We start from the raw sequence: 15,290 nt of genomic DNA on the forward strand, positions 1-15,290 counted from the left end.
CCAGCGGGGCTGACGCCCCGGCGAAATTCCCCTCCCACCTACGTCGGAGGGAGTCCCCTTTCGCATTTAAGATGGGATAGGTTTTCAGAGCTCGAGGATCTCTTTGACGAAAGGGATGGTCAGCTTGCGCTTGGCACGGAAGGAGGCGTTGTCGAGACGATTGAGGGTGGCAAGCAGGGTGCGCATATCGCGGGAGAGGCGGTTGAGCAGGAAACGGCCCACGTCGATGGGCAGCTTGAAACCCCGCAGCTCGGCGCGCAGTTGCAGGGCGCTGAGTTTGCCCTCGTCGTCCAGCTCGTCGAGGTGGAAGCTCACTCCCCAGTCGAGACGGGACGCGAGATCCGGCAGTTGCAGCCCCAGCTTGCGTGGCGCGCTGCAGCCGGTAACGATGAGCGTCCCCTCCCCCTTCTCCTTCCAGCGATTGTAGAAGTCGAACAGGGCCCGCTCCCACAGGGCGTTGCCGGCGATCGCCTCCAGGCTGTCAAGACAGACCAGGGGCAGGCTCTCCAAAGCATCGAGCATGCTGGGGTCGAGCTGTTCGAACTGATCGAGGGAGAGATAGGCCGCCGCCGCGTCGCGGGCGTTGACCTCGGCACAGGTAGCATGGAGCAGATGGGAGCGGCCCGACCCCTTGGCTCCCCAGAAATAGAGGAAGGGCGAGCCCTGACCGATGGCCGCATTCTTGAGGGCGGTGATCAGATGGGCGTTGTTGCCGGGATAAAAACTGACGAAGGTTTCATCATCCGGTAGTTGTACGGCTAAAGACAGTTGGGCCGGTTGCTTCACTCGTTGGGCTTTGACTGTGATATTTGCGGGCAAGTGTATCACCAGCGGGGCAGATAGAGAACCGCCCGACCATGCCGGGCGGTCAGGATCCTTCCCCGGGATCAGGGCTGCGACCATTGATAGCGCAGGCCGCTCTCGTTGTCTTCCACCTGATGCAGGCGGCTCTCCAGTTGCAACCCCCTCACCAGCTCGGCCTTGTCCCCCTGCAGCGAGAGGTTGAAGGTCACCTTGTCCCCTTCCAGCTTGCCAATAGCCACCTTGGTGACACTGGCCATCCCCTGCAGCAGCTTCTGGATCTGGATCATGCCATCGATATCGGACAGCCCCTCCACCACCAGGGTCTGGCTGGAGGCGACACCGGAGAGACGGGTACCGTACTGCTGCACCAGCCAACCGGCCAGGGCATCGGCAAAGCCCTTTGCCACCTCGGCCTGGGTACCTGAACCCGAACCCTTGGTCAGCTCGGTCAGCTCTCCTGCCTGCGCCCCCGGCTTGGTACCATAAAGACCCCAGTCGATGCTCCAGGCCTCCCCCTCCGGGCTCAGTTTGCCGAGCACCACCATTTCGGCGCCGTAACGCTGGCTCGCCTTGAGCACGGGATCGGCAAAGCGGCCCCAGACATCGGTGGCATTGACCGCCATGTTGTCATCCAAGTCCATCAGCGGGAGACTGACCGGCAGCCCCATGGCCTGGGTCTGGGCACGCAGCGCCTCGGACCAGCCATCGCCGGACTGATCCGGCAGAATGCGCCGCTCGCCTTCGTCGACCACCAGCCAGATGGCGACCTGCGGCCGCACCGGGCCAAGCAGGGCAAACTTGCTCTGGCCGACCAGGGCGTTCACCTTGGCCACATTGAAATCCGCCTTGAGAAACTTGACCGAGCCGATGTCCTGATAGTTGTATTGCTGCACGTAATCCGCCGGCGCCGCCAGGGCCTTCACCACATCCGGCTGGGTGAGGATATCGCGCTTGCCCGTCACCTTGACGAGCACATACCCCAGCGCCTGGGACTGGGCGGCCGTCATGTCGCCACTGGTGGGAGCCTTGCCCTGATAGAGGTCGGTTACCTGGGCGGCCGACACCACGAGAGGCAGACAGCAGCAGAGGAGAGTCGCTAAGCGTTTCAGCATAAGGAAGATTCTCGAAATGGGGGATGGTGCTTATGGTAGCGGCAAGGCGCGCATGGCAGCAAGCAAAGGGGGGGAGAAACAGCGGAGCCGGCAGGGTGCCGGCTCCGTTTGCGCGCCTTGGGCGCGGCGATGGGGTGATGCTTACTTGGTGCCGAAGATCTTGTCGCCGGCATCACCCAAGCCCGGGACGATATAGCCCTTCTCGTTCAGCCCCTGGTCGATGGAGGCACAGAACAGCTCCACGTCCGGGTGAGCGGCTTCCAGCGCCTTGATGCCTTCCGGCGCGGCAACCAGCACCAGCACCTTGATGGACTGGCAACCTTTCTTCTTGAGCAGATCGATGGTGGCGATCATGGAGCCGCCGGTGGCCAGCATGGGGTCGATGACCAGGGCCAGACGCTCTTCGATGTTGCTGACGATCTTCTCGAAGTAGGGGACAGGCTGCAGGGTCTCTTCATCGCGATAGATACCGACCACGCTGACGCGGGCGCTCGGCATGTGCTCCAGCACGCCGTCCATCATGCCAAGACCGGCGCGCAGGATTGGCACGACGGTGACCTTCTTGCCCTTGATCTGGTCGACTTCCACAGGGCCGTTCCAGCCATCGATGGTCACTTTTTCGGTTTCGAAGTCAGAGGTCGCTTCGTAAGTCAACAAACTGCCCACTTCCTTGGCCAGTTCACGGAAACGCTTGGTGCTGATGTCGCCTTCGCGCATCAGGCCGATCTTGTGCTTGACCAGGGGGTGTTTGACTTCAACGACTTTCATTATTATCTCCTCTAACCGGCGCCAAAAAATCGCGGAATCATACAACAAAAGCCACGGCTTGTAGAGCTTTTCGATTCAAAAACGCGCAAACGATTTTCTTTCTGGTTTTTCGTGCCCGCTGGTAGAATACGCCCCGAATTTTACCCTCCACTTCTTTATATGACGGGGAATACGCGTGACTGACAAAACCTCACTGAGCTACAAGGATGCTGGCGTAGATATCGATGCCGGCAATGCACTGGTTGAACGTATCAAGGGCGTGTCAAAACGCACTCGTCGTCCTGAAGTCCTTGGTGGTCTTGGCGGCTTTGGGGCCCTGTGTCAAATCCCTGCTGGCTACAAGGAACCGGTACTGGTCTCCGGTACCGACGGGGTGGGCACCAAGCTGCGTCTGGCCATCGACCTGAAGAAGCACGACACCGTGGGGATCGACTTGGTCGCCATGTGCGTCAATGACCTCATCGTGCAGGGCGCCGAGCCCCTCTTCTTCCTCGACTACTATGCCACCGGCAAACTGGACGTGGACACTGCCGCTGCCGTGGTCACCGGCATCGGCGCCGGCTGCGAACAGTCCGGCTGTGCCCTGGTCGGCGGTGAAACTGCCGAAATGCCTGGCATGTATGAAGGGGAAGATTACGACATCGCCGGTTTCTGCGTCGGCGTGGTGGAAAAGAGCGAGATCATCGACGGCAGCAAGGTTGGCGAAGGGGATGCCCTGATCGCCCTGGCCGCCAGCGGTCCCCACTCCAACGGCTTCTCCCTCATTCGCAAGATCCTGGAAGTCTCCAAGGCCGACGTGCAGCAGCCGCTGGGTGACACCACCCTGGCCAACGCCCTGCTGGAGCCGACCCGCATCTATGTGAAGCCCGTGCTCAAGCTCATCAAGGAGTGCGAGATCCACGCCCTGTCCCACATCACTGGCGGCGGCTTCTGGGAGAACATCCCGCGCGTGCTGCCCGCCAATACCCAGGCGGTCATCGACGAGCAGAGCTGGCAGTGGCCGGCGGTGTTCAGCTGGCTGCAACAGGCAGGCAACGTCACCCGCCACGAGATGTATCGCACCTTCAACTGCGGCGTCGGCATGATCATCGCCCTGCCGGCGGATCAGCTGGACAAGGCACTGGCCCTGCTCAAGGCCGAAGGCGAGAACGCCTGGCACATCGGCCACATCGCCAAGGCGGCCGATGGTGAGGAGCAGGTCATCATTCAATGAATGATCGGATCAACGGCCAGATGACCTCCCCTATGAAACGCATCCTCGTCCTCATCTCAGGCAGCGGCAGCAACCTGCAGGCCATCCTCGATGGCTGTGCCGGCGGCAAGATTGCCGGTCAGGTGGTCGGCGTCATCAGCAACAAGGCTGATGCCTATGGCCTGGTGCGTGCCAGGGAAGCCGGGGTGGCAACCGCCATCCTGGCCCAGCAGCAGTTCGCCAGCCGGGAGGAGTATGATGCCGCCCTGCTGGCCCTGATGGCGGATTATCAGCCGGATCTGGTGGTGCTGGCCGGCTTTATGCGGATCCTGAGCGCCGACCTCGTGCGCCACTTCGCGGGGAGGATGATCAACATCCACCCCTCGTTGCTGCCAAAATACCAGGGTCTGCACACCCACCAGCGCGCCATCGAGGCCGGTGATGACGAGCACGGCGCCAGCGTCCACTTCGTCACCGAAGAGCTCGACGGCGGCCCGGTGATCCTCCAGGCACGGGTCCCCATCTTCGAAGGGGACAGTGCAGACGAGGTCGCCGCCCGGGTCCAGGTGCAGGAGCACAGCATCTACCCACTGGTGGTGCAGTGGTTCTGTGAAGGGCGCTTGCAGATGCGAGAAGGGTCTGCCTGCCTCGATGGCAAGCAGCTTGGCCTGGCAGGCTATGCCAGCGAGTAACCGCGAGCAGCAGTAAGACACAACAAGGGAGGCTCAGGCCTCCCTTGTCATTTCTATCGGCCAGCGCAATGGCTGTCATCACGTCCGATGACGCCGCTGCGCGGCTCATCGGCCCTACACCGGATTGTCGATATCTATAAAGGTCACCTCCAACCCGTGTACGGTGGCGAGCCACTCTCCCAGCGCCTTGACGCCGTAGCGCTCGGTGGCGTGATGGCCTGCGGCGTAGAAGTGCATGCCCATCTCGCGGGCGGTGTGGATGGTCTGCTCGGAGGCTTCGCCGGAGATGAAGGCATCGATGCCCTGCTCCGCCGCCTGGCTGATGTAGCTCTGGCCACCGCCGGTGCACCAGGCCACGGAGCGGATGAGCTCGGGACCACTGTCACCACAATGAAGCGGCTCGCGACCGAGACGCTCGGCAATCAGCTTGGCAAAATCGCTGCCGCTCATGGGCTCCTCCAGCTTGCCCACCATGGCCACGCTCTTGCTGTTCCAGGGCTCGAGACCGCGACGCACCTTGATGCCGAGCAGCCTGGCAAGCTGGGCGTTGTTCCCCACCTCGGGGTGCACGTCCAGCGGCAGGTGGTAGGCAAACAGGTTGATGTCGTGGGTCAAGAGGGTCTTGAGACGACGCTGCTTCATGCCGGTGATCTGGGCCGGCTCGCCGCTCCAGAAGTAGCCGTGATGAACCAGGATGGCGTCGGCATCGGCGGCCACGGCGGCATCGATGAGGGCCTGGCTGGCGGTGACGCCGGTCACCACCTTGCGAATGCGCTCGCGCCCCTCCACCTGCAGGCCGTTGGGGCAGTAATCCTTGATGGCATGGGGTTCGAGCAGGTGGTTGAGCAGGCTTTCCAGTTTACGATGAGAGATCATGGGGGTCTCCTAGCTGGGCTCCCCACGCACTGTGCGGGGAGCCGGATTCCGATCGTCAGGGCCCATGATAATCGAGCCGGACCGGCAAGGCCATGCGCCTGTCAGGCCTAGGCGGGCAACTCGATGCCGGCGTCACGCATCTGGGCCAGCTTGTAGCGCAGGGTGCGCGGGCTGATGCCGAGCTTGTCGGCCACCGCTTTGCGACTGCCGTTGCACTCCTGCAGGGTGTCCAGAATGATCTGGTGCTCCTGCAGCTTGAGTTCGCCGCCAAGCCCCTCCCCTGACAGCCGCTCAAGCGGCCGCACCAGGGTCTCGTCCGTCTCTTCCAGGATCAGGTGCTCACAGTCGATGAGGCCGTCTGGGCAGAGGATCAGGGCGCGCTGCACCACGTTGTCGAGCTCGCGCACGTTGCCGGGCCAGGGGTGAGCCATCAGACGCTCTCGGGCGCCCTCTGCAAGCTGCGGCGTCGGCAGCCCCATCTGGCTGGCATGCAGCGCCAGCAGATGCTCCGCCAGGGGAAGAATGTCCCCCGGGCGCTCCCAGAGCGCCGTCCAGCGCAGGGGGAAGACGTTGAGGCGGTAGTAGAGATCTTCGCGGAACAGCCCGTCCTGCACCGCTTTTTTCAGATCCCGGTTGCTGGTGGCAATGACCCGCACATCGAGGGGGATCATTTTGCGGCTGCCGAGCCGCTCCACCTCTTTCTCCTGCAAGACCCGCAGCAGCTTGGCCTGCAGTCCCAGATCCATCTCGGTGATCTCGTCGAGCAGCAGGGTTCCTCCCTGAGCCTGCTCGAACTTGCCAGGGCACCCCTGCACCGCACCGGTGAAAGCGCCCTTCTCGTAGCCAAACAGGGTCGCTTCCAGCATGTTCTCCGGAATGGCGGCGCAGTTGATGGCGACGAAGGCCTGTTCTGCCCGGTTGGAGTGGTCGTGAATGTAGCGAGCCAACACCTCCTTGCCCGTCCCGCTCGGGCCGGTCACCATGACGGTGGCTTCGCTTCTCGCCACCCGGGTCGCCAGCTGGAACAGCTCCGCAGTCCTAGGGTCCCCGTACACCACGGCCCGCTTCTCCACCTTCTGGGCCGGCACATAACGGCTGACCTGGTTGAGCAGCACCTCGGGGGAGAAGGGCTTGGCCAGATAGTCGATCGCCCCCTCGCGCATGGCGCGCACCGCCCCGTCGATGTTGGCGTAGGCAGTCATCAGGAGCACAGGCACCTGGGGATATTGCTGGCGGATGTTGGCGAGCAGGGTCAGGCCATCCATGCCCCCCATCTGGATGTCGGAGATCACCATGTCAAAGCGCTGACGGGACAGGGCAAGCAGGGCCCGCTCGCCGCTGTCCACCTCGCGGCACTCATACCCACCGAGCAGCAGGGTATCCACCAGCGCCTCGCGCAGGCCGTTGTCATCTTCCACCACCAGAATGCGAGCCTGGGTCATGCCACACCTCCTACAACCAACATGGCCTTGTCGAGAATCATCTTCACCGGCGCTCCGGCTTTTGCGCGCCTCATGCCACGCCCCCCAACTGAACCTGTTGCTGATGCAGGGGGAAGGACAGGGTAAAACAGGTGCCCTCGCCAGGGACCGAGGCCACGCTTACCTCTCCCTGATGGGCTCGTACCACCGACTGCACCACCGCAAGACCGAGGCCCGTGCCTTGGGATCGGGTGGTAAAGAAGGGTTCGAAGATCTGGTTGAGCAGGGAGGGGGCCATCCCCTTGCCGTTGTCGATGACCCGCATCTCCACCCGGTTGCCGCTGCGCACAGCGCTCACCAGGAGCGAATCGGCGCCGGCCTGCCGGGCGTTGGCGATGAGGTTGTTGATGGCCCCCGCCAGAGCACTGCTGTTGGCAAGCAGACAGAGATCGGGCTCAGGGGCCTCCAGATGCAAGGCGCAGCCCTGCTGCTGGCAGAAGGCTTCGGCCCCCGCCTGCACTTCCGCCAGCAAGCCCTGCACCGAGAGGGGCGCCACCACCTGGTTGTCGCCATTGCGGGCAAACAGCAGGATGTCGTTGATCTGCTTCTCGAGATCCTGCAGGCGCGCCATCAATTTTTGCTGGAACTGGCTGCGGGATTCAGGCTTGAGGGTGCGGTTGGCCAGGTTGGCCGCATAGAGCATGGCGGCGGAGAGCGGGGTGCGGATCTGGTGCGCCAGGGAAGCCGCCATGTTGCCAAGGGCGGAGAGACGCTTCATGTGGTTGACCCTGTCCTGCAACTGGCGGGTCTCGGTCAAGTCGGTAATGAACACCAGTTGGCCGGGCTGATCCGGCAGCGGCTGGGTCGACAGCTGGACCCGGCGGCCGTCGCGCAAGGAGATCTCGTGACCGTCATCCTCACGGGGTTCGAAGCAGCGGGCGATGATCTGGCGCCAGGAAAGGCCCTCCAGTGGTTCCCCCAGCAGCGCCAGGGCGGCAGGGTTTGCACGGGTGATCAGCCCCTCGCCATCGAGCAGCAGCACGCCGGTCGGCAGCGCCGTGAAGATGGCGTAAAGCTGACTCACTTCATGTGACTGGAGGGGGACATCCTGCTGCAAGATTGTCATAAAGCTGACCTCAAACTGGCGATTGAGTCAGCTTATTCAATTTCCATGCCAGCAAAATAGACGTTATTTATCAATGTATTGGGTCAATGCGTCAAAGCATTGACCTCAATTGTCCTTGCTCATGCCGTACTTCTTCATCTTCTCCACCAGGGTGGTGCGGCGCATGCTGAGCAGGTCGGCGGCGCGGGCCACCACCCCGTCCTGGGACTCCAGGGCCTGGCGGATCAGCTCCACCTCGAGGTCGGCCAGCATCTCCTTGAGGTTGACCCCCTCTTGAGGCAACTGCATGGGCAGGGGCATGGCGATGCCGGGATCCAGCTCTGGTGGGGACTGGAACACGGCAGCCAGGGCGTCCCGCTCGTCCATCTCGGTGAGCCGCTCAGCTCGTGGCTCGCAGGGCAGCAGGCGATAGCGGCCGGGCAGATCCGCCACATCGACGATCTGGTTCGGATAGAGGATGAGCAGGCGCTCGATGAGGTTGGACAGCTCGCGCACGTTGCCGGGCCAGGCGTACTGCATCAGGGACTCCATGGCGCGCTGGGTCAGACGGATGATCCCCTTGTGCTGTTCGGCATGGCGATTGAGCAGCTCCTGCAGCAGCAGCGGGATGTCGTCGGCCCGATCCCGCAGGGGGGGCGTCTCGATGGGGAACACATTGAGGCTGTAGTAGAGATCTTCGCGAAATGCCAGGGTGCGGATCATGGCTTCCAGATCCCGGTGGGTCGCCGCGATCACCCGCACATCGGCCTGGACGGCCTTGCCGCCCCCGACCCGGTCGAACTGGCGCTCCTGCAGCACCCGCAGCAACTTGACCTGCATCGGCAGCGGCATGTCGCCGATTTCGTCGAGGAAGAGGGTGCCCCCCTGGGCCAGTTCGAAGCGGCCGCGCCGGGCGGCAATGGCACCGGTGAAGGCCCCCTTCTCGTGACCGAACAGCTCGCTCTCGAGCAGCTCCGCCGGAATGGCGCCGCAGTTGATGGGCACGAAGGGGCCCGCGCTTCGGGCGGACAGCTCGTGGATGGCGCGAGCCACCACCTCCTTGCCGGTTCCGGACTCACCGAGGATCAGTACGTTGGCGTCGGTCTCGGCCACCTGGCCGATAAGACGGCGCACCTCCTGGATGCCCCTCCCCTTGCCCACCAGCAGGCGCAGCAGGGTCTGACCCTTGTCGTGGGTCTGATGACGGGGATGCAGGGAGATGAAGGCCTGGCAGAAGTGCAGATGACGGGTGAGGGACTCATAGGTAAAGGGCGCCTCGGCCACCCCGATGAAGTTGCTGCAACCATGGCTCGCCGGCATCAGGGAGAGGAAGGGCAGACGAGGATGGGCGGCAAGCAGCTCACTCAGGGCGCGCTCGCGCAGTTCCCCGGCCAGAATCCCCTGCAAGGGCCCGGCAGTCTCGATGGCCACATCGAGATCGCTCTCAACCACCTCCTGCCAGGGGATCCCCATGAAGGAGAGCACAGTCCCCAGTTGCTGGCGCCGCACATCATCGGCATCAACAAGCAGCACACCCATAGCCATCCTATCCATATTTTCACACCTGACGCCAAGTTATTGTTTTTTAAGTGCTTATTAAAACCAATTTCGCACTGTGTCATAAGGGGGACAAAGTGCCAAAATTCTGGCGGATTGTCAAAACTTGTCGCATCCTCCCGGACCCTGGCGGGACGGGGATCACGCTTCCAGCCAGATTGAGTATCGGATGAAAACCAGCGAAGGGGAAAGAATGACGCCGACAGGGTGCGGCGTCAGAGGAGGGATCAGTGTTTCACGCTCTCCTGGGGAGCGGCATAGCGGCACTCGGGAAACCGGCTGCAGGCGAGGAACAGGCGACCGGCATGGGGACCCTTTCGTGCTTCCCGTGCCACCAGGGGCGCGGCACAGCGGGGGCAATGAGGGATCGTCTCCCGGGGCTCCTCCTCATCCGGATCGAGGAAGGGATTCTCCTCCATCAACGCGGGCATTGCCTCTTCGGCCTGGGGGGGCGGCACCTGGGGCTCCCTGGCAGCCCCCGGGTGTGACGTGCCCAGATCGACACCATCGAGCAGCAGCGCGCTGAAGGTCGGTTCGCGGCGCTCGCCGGGCAGCAGGTCATCCACCGGCGCCGTCGTTCTCGCCAGCAGGGGCAGCAGTTGCTCCCGCAACTCGTCGACCTGGTAGTGGCTGCTGGCCGGGATCTGCAACAGCGGCAGGCCGGCGCCATCGCAGGCCGCCTTCAGGAAGAGATCCCGCGACTTGCGCTTCTGGTGGCGGTGCCCCTCGTCATCCAGCTCCACGGCACACAGGAAAGAGAGATCCGCCGGGTGGCAGAGCAGAAAATCGAAGTGCTTCTCCCCTATCTTGCCGAGCGCCTGCTGGCGCTTGCCCTTGCCAAGGTGCGCCTCGGGCGTCAATACATAGGAGGCTCGTACCTTGGCAAAGACACGGGCCTTGTCCCCCACCGCCTGATCCAGCACCCCGAAGAAGGTGCGCTCGGCTGGGCTCATCAAGGTTTCCTGCAGATCATAGGGCTCGGCCTTGCCCTCTTTCTCCCTGCGCCAGACGATCACCAGCAGGAGCAACCCCAGCAACACGGCTCCTGATACGACAAGGCTATTCATACACGCACATCCCGTTTACAAGACAAATTCAGTTCACACCAAAGGAAGGGGCACACTCTACCACGGGGAAAGCGACTCAGGCAGCGCAGAAATCAAGCCCGTCCCGGCATTCGCGTTTTTTCACTGAATTTGCGCAAGGCGGGCTTCATATGGCCTGTCACAGCAGGCACAATGCTAGAGCCCATGGACGTTCTGGCGCGCACCCCGTCGCCGCCAGGCGTCAACGGACCCCACGCAGCCCCATTCAAGGAGAGCAGGATGCAAAAGCAATTGGTCGTCACCGTGATCGGCGCAGACAAACCCGGGATCGTCGAGAGCCTGGCCGATACCATCACCCGGCAGCAGGGTAACTGGCTGGCCAGCTCCATGAGCGAGCTGGCGGGGCAATTTGCCGGCATTTTGCACGTCGCAGTGCCTGACGAGCATTACCGCAGCCTGTGCGAGGCCCTGGTGATGCTGCCTGGCCTCACCGTGAGCTTCGCCGAAGGGCAGCTCAGCCCGCAACCGGCCCATCAGGTGATGCTGAGCGTCACCGGCAACGACAGACCGGGCATCGTCCACGAAGTGGCCAGCATCCTGCGACAGCTCAACATCAACGTCGCCGACCTCACCACAGGTTGCGAACCTGCGCCCCACTCAGGCGCCCCCCTCTTCTATGCCCACGCCCTGGTGGCCCTGCCGCCGCAGCTCGAACTGGACGATCTCGTCACGGCCCTGGAGTCCCTCTCCGACGACCTCGTCGTCGACATCGATCAGGATCTGAGCGAATAGTGTCGCCTGTCATAAATTTGTCATGGTTTGACGCCATAACTTCCGCGCAGACGCAACCAGAGCAAAGAGGCACCAGATGAGCACCGACAAGCAGTATGAAGAGAAAGAGCTTAGCTGGCTCTCATTCAATGAACGGGTGTTGCAAGAGGCGATGGACAAGACGGTCCCCCTCATCGAGCGGGTCCGCTTCCTCGGGATTTTCTCCTCCAATCAGGACGAGTTCTTCAAGGTACGGGTGTCGGACGTCAAGCGCCGCATCCTCATCAACGAAGTCCACGGCGGCGACGACGAGGCCAAGGTGCTGCTGCGCGCCATCCAGCAGAAGGTGATGGCGCTCGGCGAGGCGTTCGACAACACCTACAAGGAGCTGCTGATCGCGCTGGCCCGCCACAACATCTTCCTGGTGAACGAAAGCCAGCTCTCCGAGTCCATCCAGCAGTGGCTGCGGGTCTTCTTCCGGGAAAAGGTGCTGCGCCACATCATTCCCATCCTCCTCAACAAGGAGGTCAACCCGGTCAAGTTCCTGAAAGACGAGCACACCTATCTCGCCATCGAAATGAAGAAGAACGGCCAGGTGATCCAGTACGCCCTGGTGGAAGTGCCCACCGACGATCTGCCCCGCTTCTTCCAGCTACCGCCGGAGGGCACCCGTCGCAAGAAGCAGATCATCATCCTGGACAACGTTATCCGCTTCTGTCTGGACGAGATCTTCAAGGGCTTCTTCGACTACGACGAGATTGCCGCCTACGCGGTCAAGCTGACCCGGGATGCCGAATATGACCTCTCCGACCAGCTGGACCTCAGCCTGGTGGACAAGATGAGTGACGGCTTGAAACAGCGCCTCACTGCCATGCCGGTGCGCTTCGTCTACGAGCGGGAGATGCCGGCGGCCATGATAAGCTTCTTGAAGCTCAAGCTGCAGATCAGCTCCTACGACGCCATCATGCCCGGTGGGCGCTATCACAACTTCAAGGATTTCATCGGCTTCCCCAATGTGGGCCGGGATTATCTGGAAAACCCCAAGCTGCCGGCACTGGACTGCCGCGACTTTGACGGCTTCGTCAACGCCTTCGACGCCATCGCCAAGCAGGACATCCTGCTCTACTACCCGTACCACAAGTTCCACCACTTCACCGAGCTGGTGCGCCAGGCGGCCTTCGACCCGGCGGTCAGCGCCATTCGCATCAACATCTACCGGGTGGCCAAGAAGTCGCGGATCATCCACTCCCTCATCGACGCCGCCAACAACGGCAAGAAGGTGACCGTGGTGGTGGAGTTGCGCGCCCGCTTCGACGAGGCGGCCAACATCGACTGGGCCAACATCCTGACCGACGCAGGCGTCAAGGTGGTGTTCGGGGTGCCCAGCCTCAAGATCCACTCCAAGCTCTGCCTCATCACTCGCCACGAGAACGGCGAGGCGGTGCGCTACGCCCATATCGGGACCGGCAACTTCAACGAGAAGACCGCCAAGATCTACACCGACTTCTCCCTGCTGACCCGCCATCCGGACATCACCGCCGAGGTGGAAAGCGTGTTCGAGTACATCGAGTACCCCTATCGGCGCTACAAGTTCAACCACCTGCTGGTCTCCCCCATCAACAGCCGCCGCCAGCTCTATCGCCTCATCGATAACGAGCTGGCCAACGCCAAGGCGGGGCAACCCAGCGGCATCACCCTCAAGATCAACAATCTGGTGGACAGAGACCTCATCAACCGGCTCTATGCCGCCGGCCAGGCCGGGGTGCCCATCCAGATGATCATCCGGGGCATGTGCGCCCTGCGCCCGGGGGTGCCGGGTCTGAGCGACAACATTCGGGTCATCAGCATCATCGACCGTTTCCTCGAACATCCGCGGGTGATGGTGTTCCACAACAAGGGCAATCCCCAGCTCTATATCTCCAGTGCCGACTGGATGAGCCGCAACATCGACGGTCGCATCGAGGTGGGCACCCCCATCTATGACGAGCGGCTCAAGCAGCGCATCCTCGACATTCTCGAGCTACAACTGAGTGATACCTGCAAGGCGCGGGTGATCGATGCCGACCAGAAGAACGAATACGTGAAGCGGGGCAACCGCCGCAAGGTCCGTTCCCAGGTGGCGATTTACGACTACCTCAAACGCATAGAGTCAAACCATGGACAATAGTCTGTACGCCGCTGTCGACCTGGGCTCGAACAGCTTCCACATGGTCATCGCCCGCCTCACCGAGGGGCGGATGCAGATCATCGATCGCATCAAGGAGCGAGTGCGCCTCGCCGAAGGGATGGACGGTCAGCGCCGCATGTCCCCGGAGGCCATGGCGCGCGGGCTGGACTGCCTCGCCCTGTTCGCCGAGCGGCTCACCAACATCAAGCCGGATCAGATCCGCATCGCCGGCACCTACACATTGCGCCGCGCCAGCAACGCCCGCGACTTCGTGCGCGAGGCAGCCAAGGTGCTCAACCACCCCATCGAGATCATCAGCGGCCAGGAAGAGGCCCGCCTCATCTATCAGGGGGTCGCCCATACCCAGCACATCGAGGGCCAGGTGCTGGTGGTGGACATCGGCGGCGGCAGCACCGAGCTCATCATCGGCGAAGGGTTTGAGCACAAGGCGCTCACCAGCCGCAAGATGGGCTGCGTTAGCTTCACCCAGAGCTTCTTTGGCAACGGCAAGCTCGGCGAGAAGGCCTTCAACGCCGCCGTGTTGGAAGCCCAGCATCAGCTCGCCCCCATCATCAACCAGTACCGCAAGCTGGGCTGGCAGAGCTGCCTCGGCAGCTCGGGCTCCATCCGCACCGTGCGCGACGTGTTGCAGGGGGAAGAGTGGACCGATGGTGCCATCACCCTGGCGGGACTGGAGCGGCTGAAAGAAGAGATGCTCAAGCACAAGCGGGTCGATCAGCTCAAACTGGCGGGCCTCACCGAGGAGCGTCAGGGGGTCTTTGCCGCCGCGGTGGCCATCCTGCTCGGGCTATTCACCTCCCTGCCCATCGAGCGGATGGAGTACTCCGACGGCGCCCTGCGCGAAGGGTTGCTCTACGAGTTCGAGGAGCGCCTGCAGCATCACGACATTCGCGAACGTACCGCGCTTGCACTCAGCACTCACTATCGCATCGACAAGCGCCAGGCCACCCGGGTAGAGAGCAGCGTCCTCTCCCTGTTCGACGCCCTGTGCGGCCCCTGGGAGATGCCGGAAGAGCCCTATCGCGCCATCCTCGGCTGGGCGGCGCGGCTGCACGAGATCGGCCTTGCCATCAACTACAGCGGCATCCACAAACACTCCGCCTATATCTTGCAAAACACCGATCTGCCCGGCTTCAACCAGGACGATCAGGCCCTGCTGGCGGCCCTGGTGCGCTTTCACCGCAAGGGGCTCAAGCTCTCCGAGCTGCCGGCCCTGCCCAACCACGACGAGCAGACGGTGCTGCGCTGCATCCGCATCCTGCGCCTCGCGGTAGCGGCCCACCACAGGCGTCAGGACAACTTGCTGCCCGAGTGGAACGTGCAGGCCGCCGGGGATCAGCTGGTGGTCACCCTGCCCCTGGACTGGTGTGACGAGAACAAGTTGCTGATGCAGAACCTGGAAAAGGAGCACCGCTACTGCCACGAGCAGGGCTGGCCCCTGCTGTTCCAGCTCGGGTGATCCGCCCCTCTGTGCAAAAAGGCAGCCGATGGCTGCCTTTTTTGTCTCTTGTGCTTTCCTACTGCAGATCCGGCAGGATCAGCTTGGCTATCTCGAAGTAGATGATGAGGCCGGCACCGTCCACCAGGGTAGCGATGAAGGGGGCGGAGACCACCGCCGGGTCGATGCGAAAGCGACGCAGCACCATGGGGATCACCGAGGCGACAGTGGCGCTCCAGAGCACGTTGACATCCTCCCCCACCTTAGCGCTTCGCGTCACAGGAGGGGGATCCCCATTACTGGGTGATAGCTGCTCGCGC

The 15,290-nt window shown here is 62.7% G+C and carries 14 protein-coding genes; 5 read left to right on the forward strand and 9 right to left on the reverse strand.

The window, feature by feature from the left end; translation table 11 throughout:
- Window positions 1-84: 84 nt before the first annotated feature.
- The 3 genes from hda to upp all read right to left on the reverse strand — a co-directional run bounded on the left by hda (window position 85) and on the right by upp (window position 2,684).
- Entirely contained in the window at window positions 85-786 is a 702-nt protein-coding gene (hda, locus tag OKC30_RS15000) for a DnaA inactivator Hda (RefSeq protein ID WP_010675272.1), read from the reverse strand.
- Between the two features lie 101 nt (window positions 787-887).
- Window positions 888-1,916 carry a DUF2066 domain-containing protein gene (locus OKC30_RS15005; RefSeq protein ID WP_270666708.1) on the reverse strand — a complete coding sequence of 343 codons (1,029 nt, stop codon included), beginning with the start codon at window positions 1,914-1,916 and terminating at the stop codon, window positions 888-890.
- A 141-nt stretch (window positions 1,917-2,057) separates the two neighbouring features.
- The gene (upp, locus tag OKC30_RS15010) at window positions 2,058-2,684 is read right to left on the reverse strand and encodes a uracil phosphoribosyltransferase (RefSeq protein WP_005302745.1); all 627 of its coding nucleotides are present in this window, start codon (window positions 2,682-2,684) and stop codon (window positions 2,058-2,060) included.
- A gap of 175 nt (window positions 2,685-2,859) precedes the next feature.
- On the opposite strand from upp, the gene purM reads away from it, so the two are divergent.
- Complete coding sequence (gene purM / locus OKC30_RS15015) at window positions 2,860-3,897, forward strand: phosphoribosylformylglycinamidine cyclo-ligase (protein ID WP_010675274.1); 1,038 nt, start codon at window positions 2,860-2,862, stop codon at window positions 3,895-3,897.
- Window positions 3,898-3,929: 32 nt separating this feature from the next.
- The gene (purN, locus tag OKC30_RS15020) at window positions 3,930-4,568 is read left to right on the forward strand and encodes a phosphoribosylglycinamide formyltransferase (RefSeq protein ID WP_010675275.1); all 639 of its coding nucleotides are present in this window, start codon (window positions 3,930-3,932) and stop codon (window positions 4,566-4,568) included.
- 114 nt (window positions 4,569-4,682) lie between these two features.
- Here purN and OKC30_RS15025 read toward each other — a convergent pair whose 3' ends face one another.
- From OKC30_RS15025 to OKC30_RS15045, 5 genes are all read right to left on the reverse strand, one after another.
- A complete protein-coding gene (locus tag OKC30_RS15025) occupies window positions 4,683-5,444 on the reverse strand; it encodes a Nif3-like dinuclear metal center hexameric protein (protein ID WP_010675276.1) in 762 nt (253 codons plus the stop codon).
- 107 nt (window positions 5,445-5,551) lie between these two features.
- On the reverse strand, window positions 5,552-6,886 hold the full coding sequence (locus OKC30_RS15030; RefSeq protein ID WP_053288348.1) for a sigma-54-dependent transcriptional regulator: 1,335 nt from the start codon (window positions 6,884-6,886) through the stop codon (window positions 5,552-5,554).
- Window positions 6,887-6,956: 70 nt separating this feature from the next.
- Window positions 6,957-7,991, reverse strand: a complete 1,035-nt coding sequence (locus OKC30_RS15035) for a sensor histidine kinase (RefSeq protein ID WP_043153839.1) — start codon at window positions 7,989-7,991, stop codon at window positions 6,957-6,959.
- A 105-nt stretch (window positions 7,992-8,096) separates the two neighbouring features.
- Complete coding sequence (locus tag OKC30_RS15040) at window positions 8,097-9,515, reverse strand: sigma-54 dependent transcriptional regulator (RefSeq protein WP_270809167.1); 1,419 nt, start codon at window positions 9,513-9,515, stop codon at window positions 8,097-8,099.
- 239 nt (window positions 9,516-9,754) lie between these two features.
- Window positions 9,755-10,594 (reverse strand): DUF2726 domain-containing protein, encoded by an 840-nt coding sequence (locus tag OKC30_RS15045; protein WP_109111930.1) that lies wholly within the window; start codon window positions 10,592-10,594, stop codon window positions 9,755-9,757.
- A 258-nt stretch (window positions 10,595-10,852) separates the two neighbouring features.
- Here OKC30_RS15045 and OKC30_RS15050 point away from each other — a divergent pair, with 258 nt between their 5' ends.
- From OKC30_RS15050 to ppx, 3 genes are all read left to right on the forward strand, one after another.
- Window positions 10,853-11,365 carry a glycine cleavage system protein R gene (locus OKC30_RS15050; RefSeq protein ID WP_010675281.1) on the forward strand — a complete coding sequence of 171 codons (513 nt, stop codon included), beginning with the start codon at window positions 10,853-10,855 and terminating at the stop codon, window positions 11,363-11,365.
- A gap of 76 nt (window positions 11,366-11,441) precedes the next feature.
- On the forward strand, window positions 11,442-13,511 hold the full coding sequence (gene ppk1, locus OKC30_RS15055; RefSeq protein WP_201956279.1) for a polyphosphate kinase 1: 2,070 nt from the start codon (window positions 11,442-11,444) through the stop codon (window positions 13,509-13,511).
- Window positions 13,501-14,991, forward strand: a complete 1,491-nt coding sequence (ppx, locus tag OKC30_RS15060) for an exopolyphosphatase (protein ID WP_043128825.1) — start codon at window positions 13,501-13,503, stop codon at window positions 14,989-14,991. The genes ppk1 and ppx overlap by 11 nt, the downstream gene beginning before the upstream one ends.
- Before the next feature lie 58 nt (window positions 14,992-15,049).
- Here the strand turns inward: ppx and OKC30_RS15065 are convergent.
- The coding region (locus tag OKC30_RS15065; RefSeq protein ID WP_270666709.1) for a magnesium transporter at window positions 15,050-15,290 on the reverse strand (241 nt) is incomplete at its 5' end.

Origin of the sequence: Aeromonas sp. QDB18 (genome assembly GCF_027705325.1) — a bacterium.
GTDB lineage: Bacteria > Pseudomonadota > Gammaproteobacteria > Enterobacterales > Aeromonadaceae > Aeromonas > Aeromonas caviae.

Excerpts from the sequence above, each read along its gene's own strand:
- OKC30_RS15005 (WP_270666708.1), bottom strand. The coding sequence starts at position 1,916 with ATGCTGAAACGCTTAGCGACTCTCCTCTGCTGCTGTCTGCCTCTCGTG.
- upp (WP_005302745.1), bottom strand. The coding sequence starts at position 2,684 with ATGAAAGTCGTTGAAGTCAAACACCCCCTGGTCAAGCACAAGATCGGC.
- purN (WP_010675275.1), top strand. The coding sequence starts at position 3,930 with ATGAAACGCATCCTCGTCCTCATCTCAGGCAGCGGCAGCAACCTGCAG.
- OKC30_RS15025 (WP_010675276.1), bottom strand. The coding sequence starts at position 5,444 with ATGATCTCTCATCGTAAACTGGAAAGCCTGCTCAACCACCTGCTCGAA.
- OKC30_RS15030 (WP_053288348.1), bottom strand. The coding sequence starts at position 6,886 with ATGACCCAGGCTCGCATTCTGGTGGTGGAAGATGACAACGGCCTGCGC.
- OKC30_RS15035 (WP_043153839.1), bottom strand. The coding sequence starts at position 7,991 with ATGACAATCTTGCAGCAGGATGTCCCCCTCCAGTCACATGAAGTGAGT.
- OKC30_RS15040 (WP_270809167.1), bottom strand. The coding sequence starts at position 9,515 with ATGGCTATGGGTGTGCTGCTTGTTGATGCCGATGATGTGCGGCGCCAG.
- OKC30_RS15045 (WP_109111930.1), bottom strand. The coding sequence starts at position 10,594 with ATGAATAGCCTTGTCGTATCAGGAGCCGTGTTGCTGGGGTTGCTCCTG.
- OKC30_RS15050 (WP_010675281.1), top strand. The coding sequence starts at position 10,853 with ATGCAAAAGCAATTGGTCGTCACCGTGATCGGCGCAGACAAACCCGGG.
- ppk1 (WP_201956279.1), top strand. The coding sequence starts at position 11,442 with ATGAGCACCGACAAGCAGTATGAAGAGAAAGAGCTTAGCTGGCTCTCA.
- ppx (WP_043128825.1), top strand. The coding sequence starts at position 13,501 with ATGGACAATAGTCTGTACGCCGCTGTCGACCTGGGCTCGAACAGCTTC.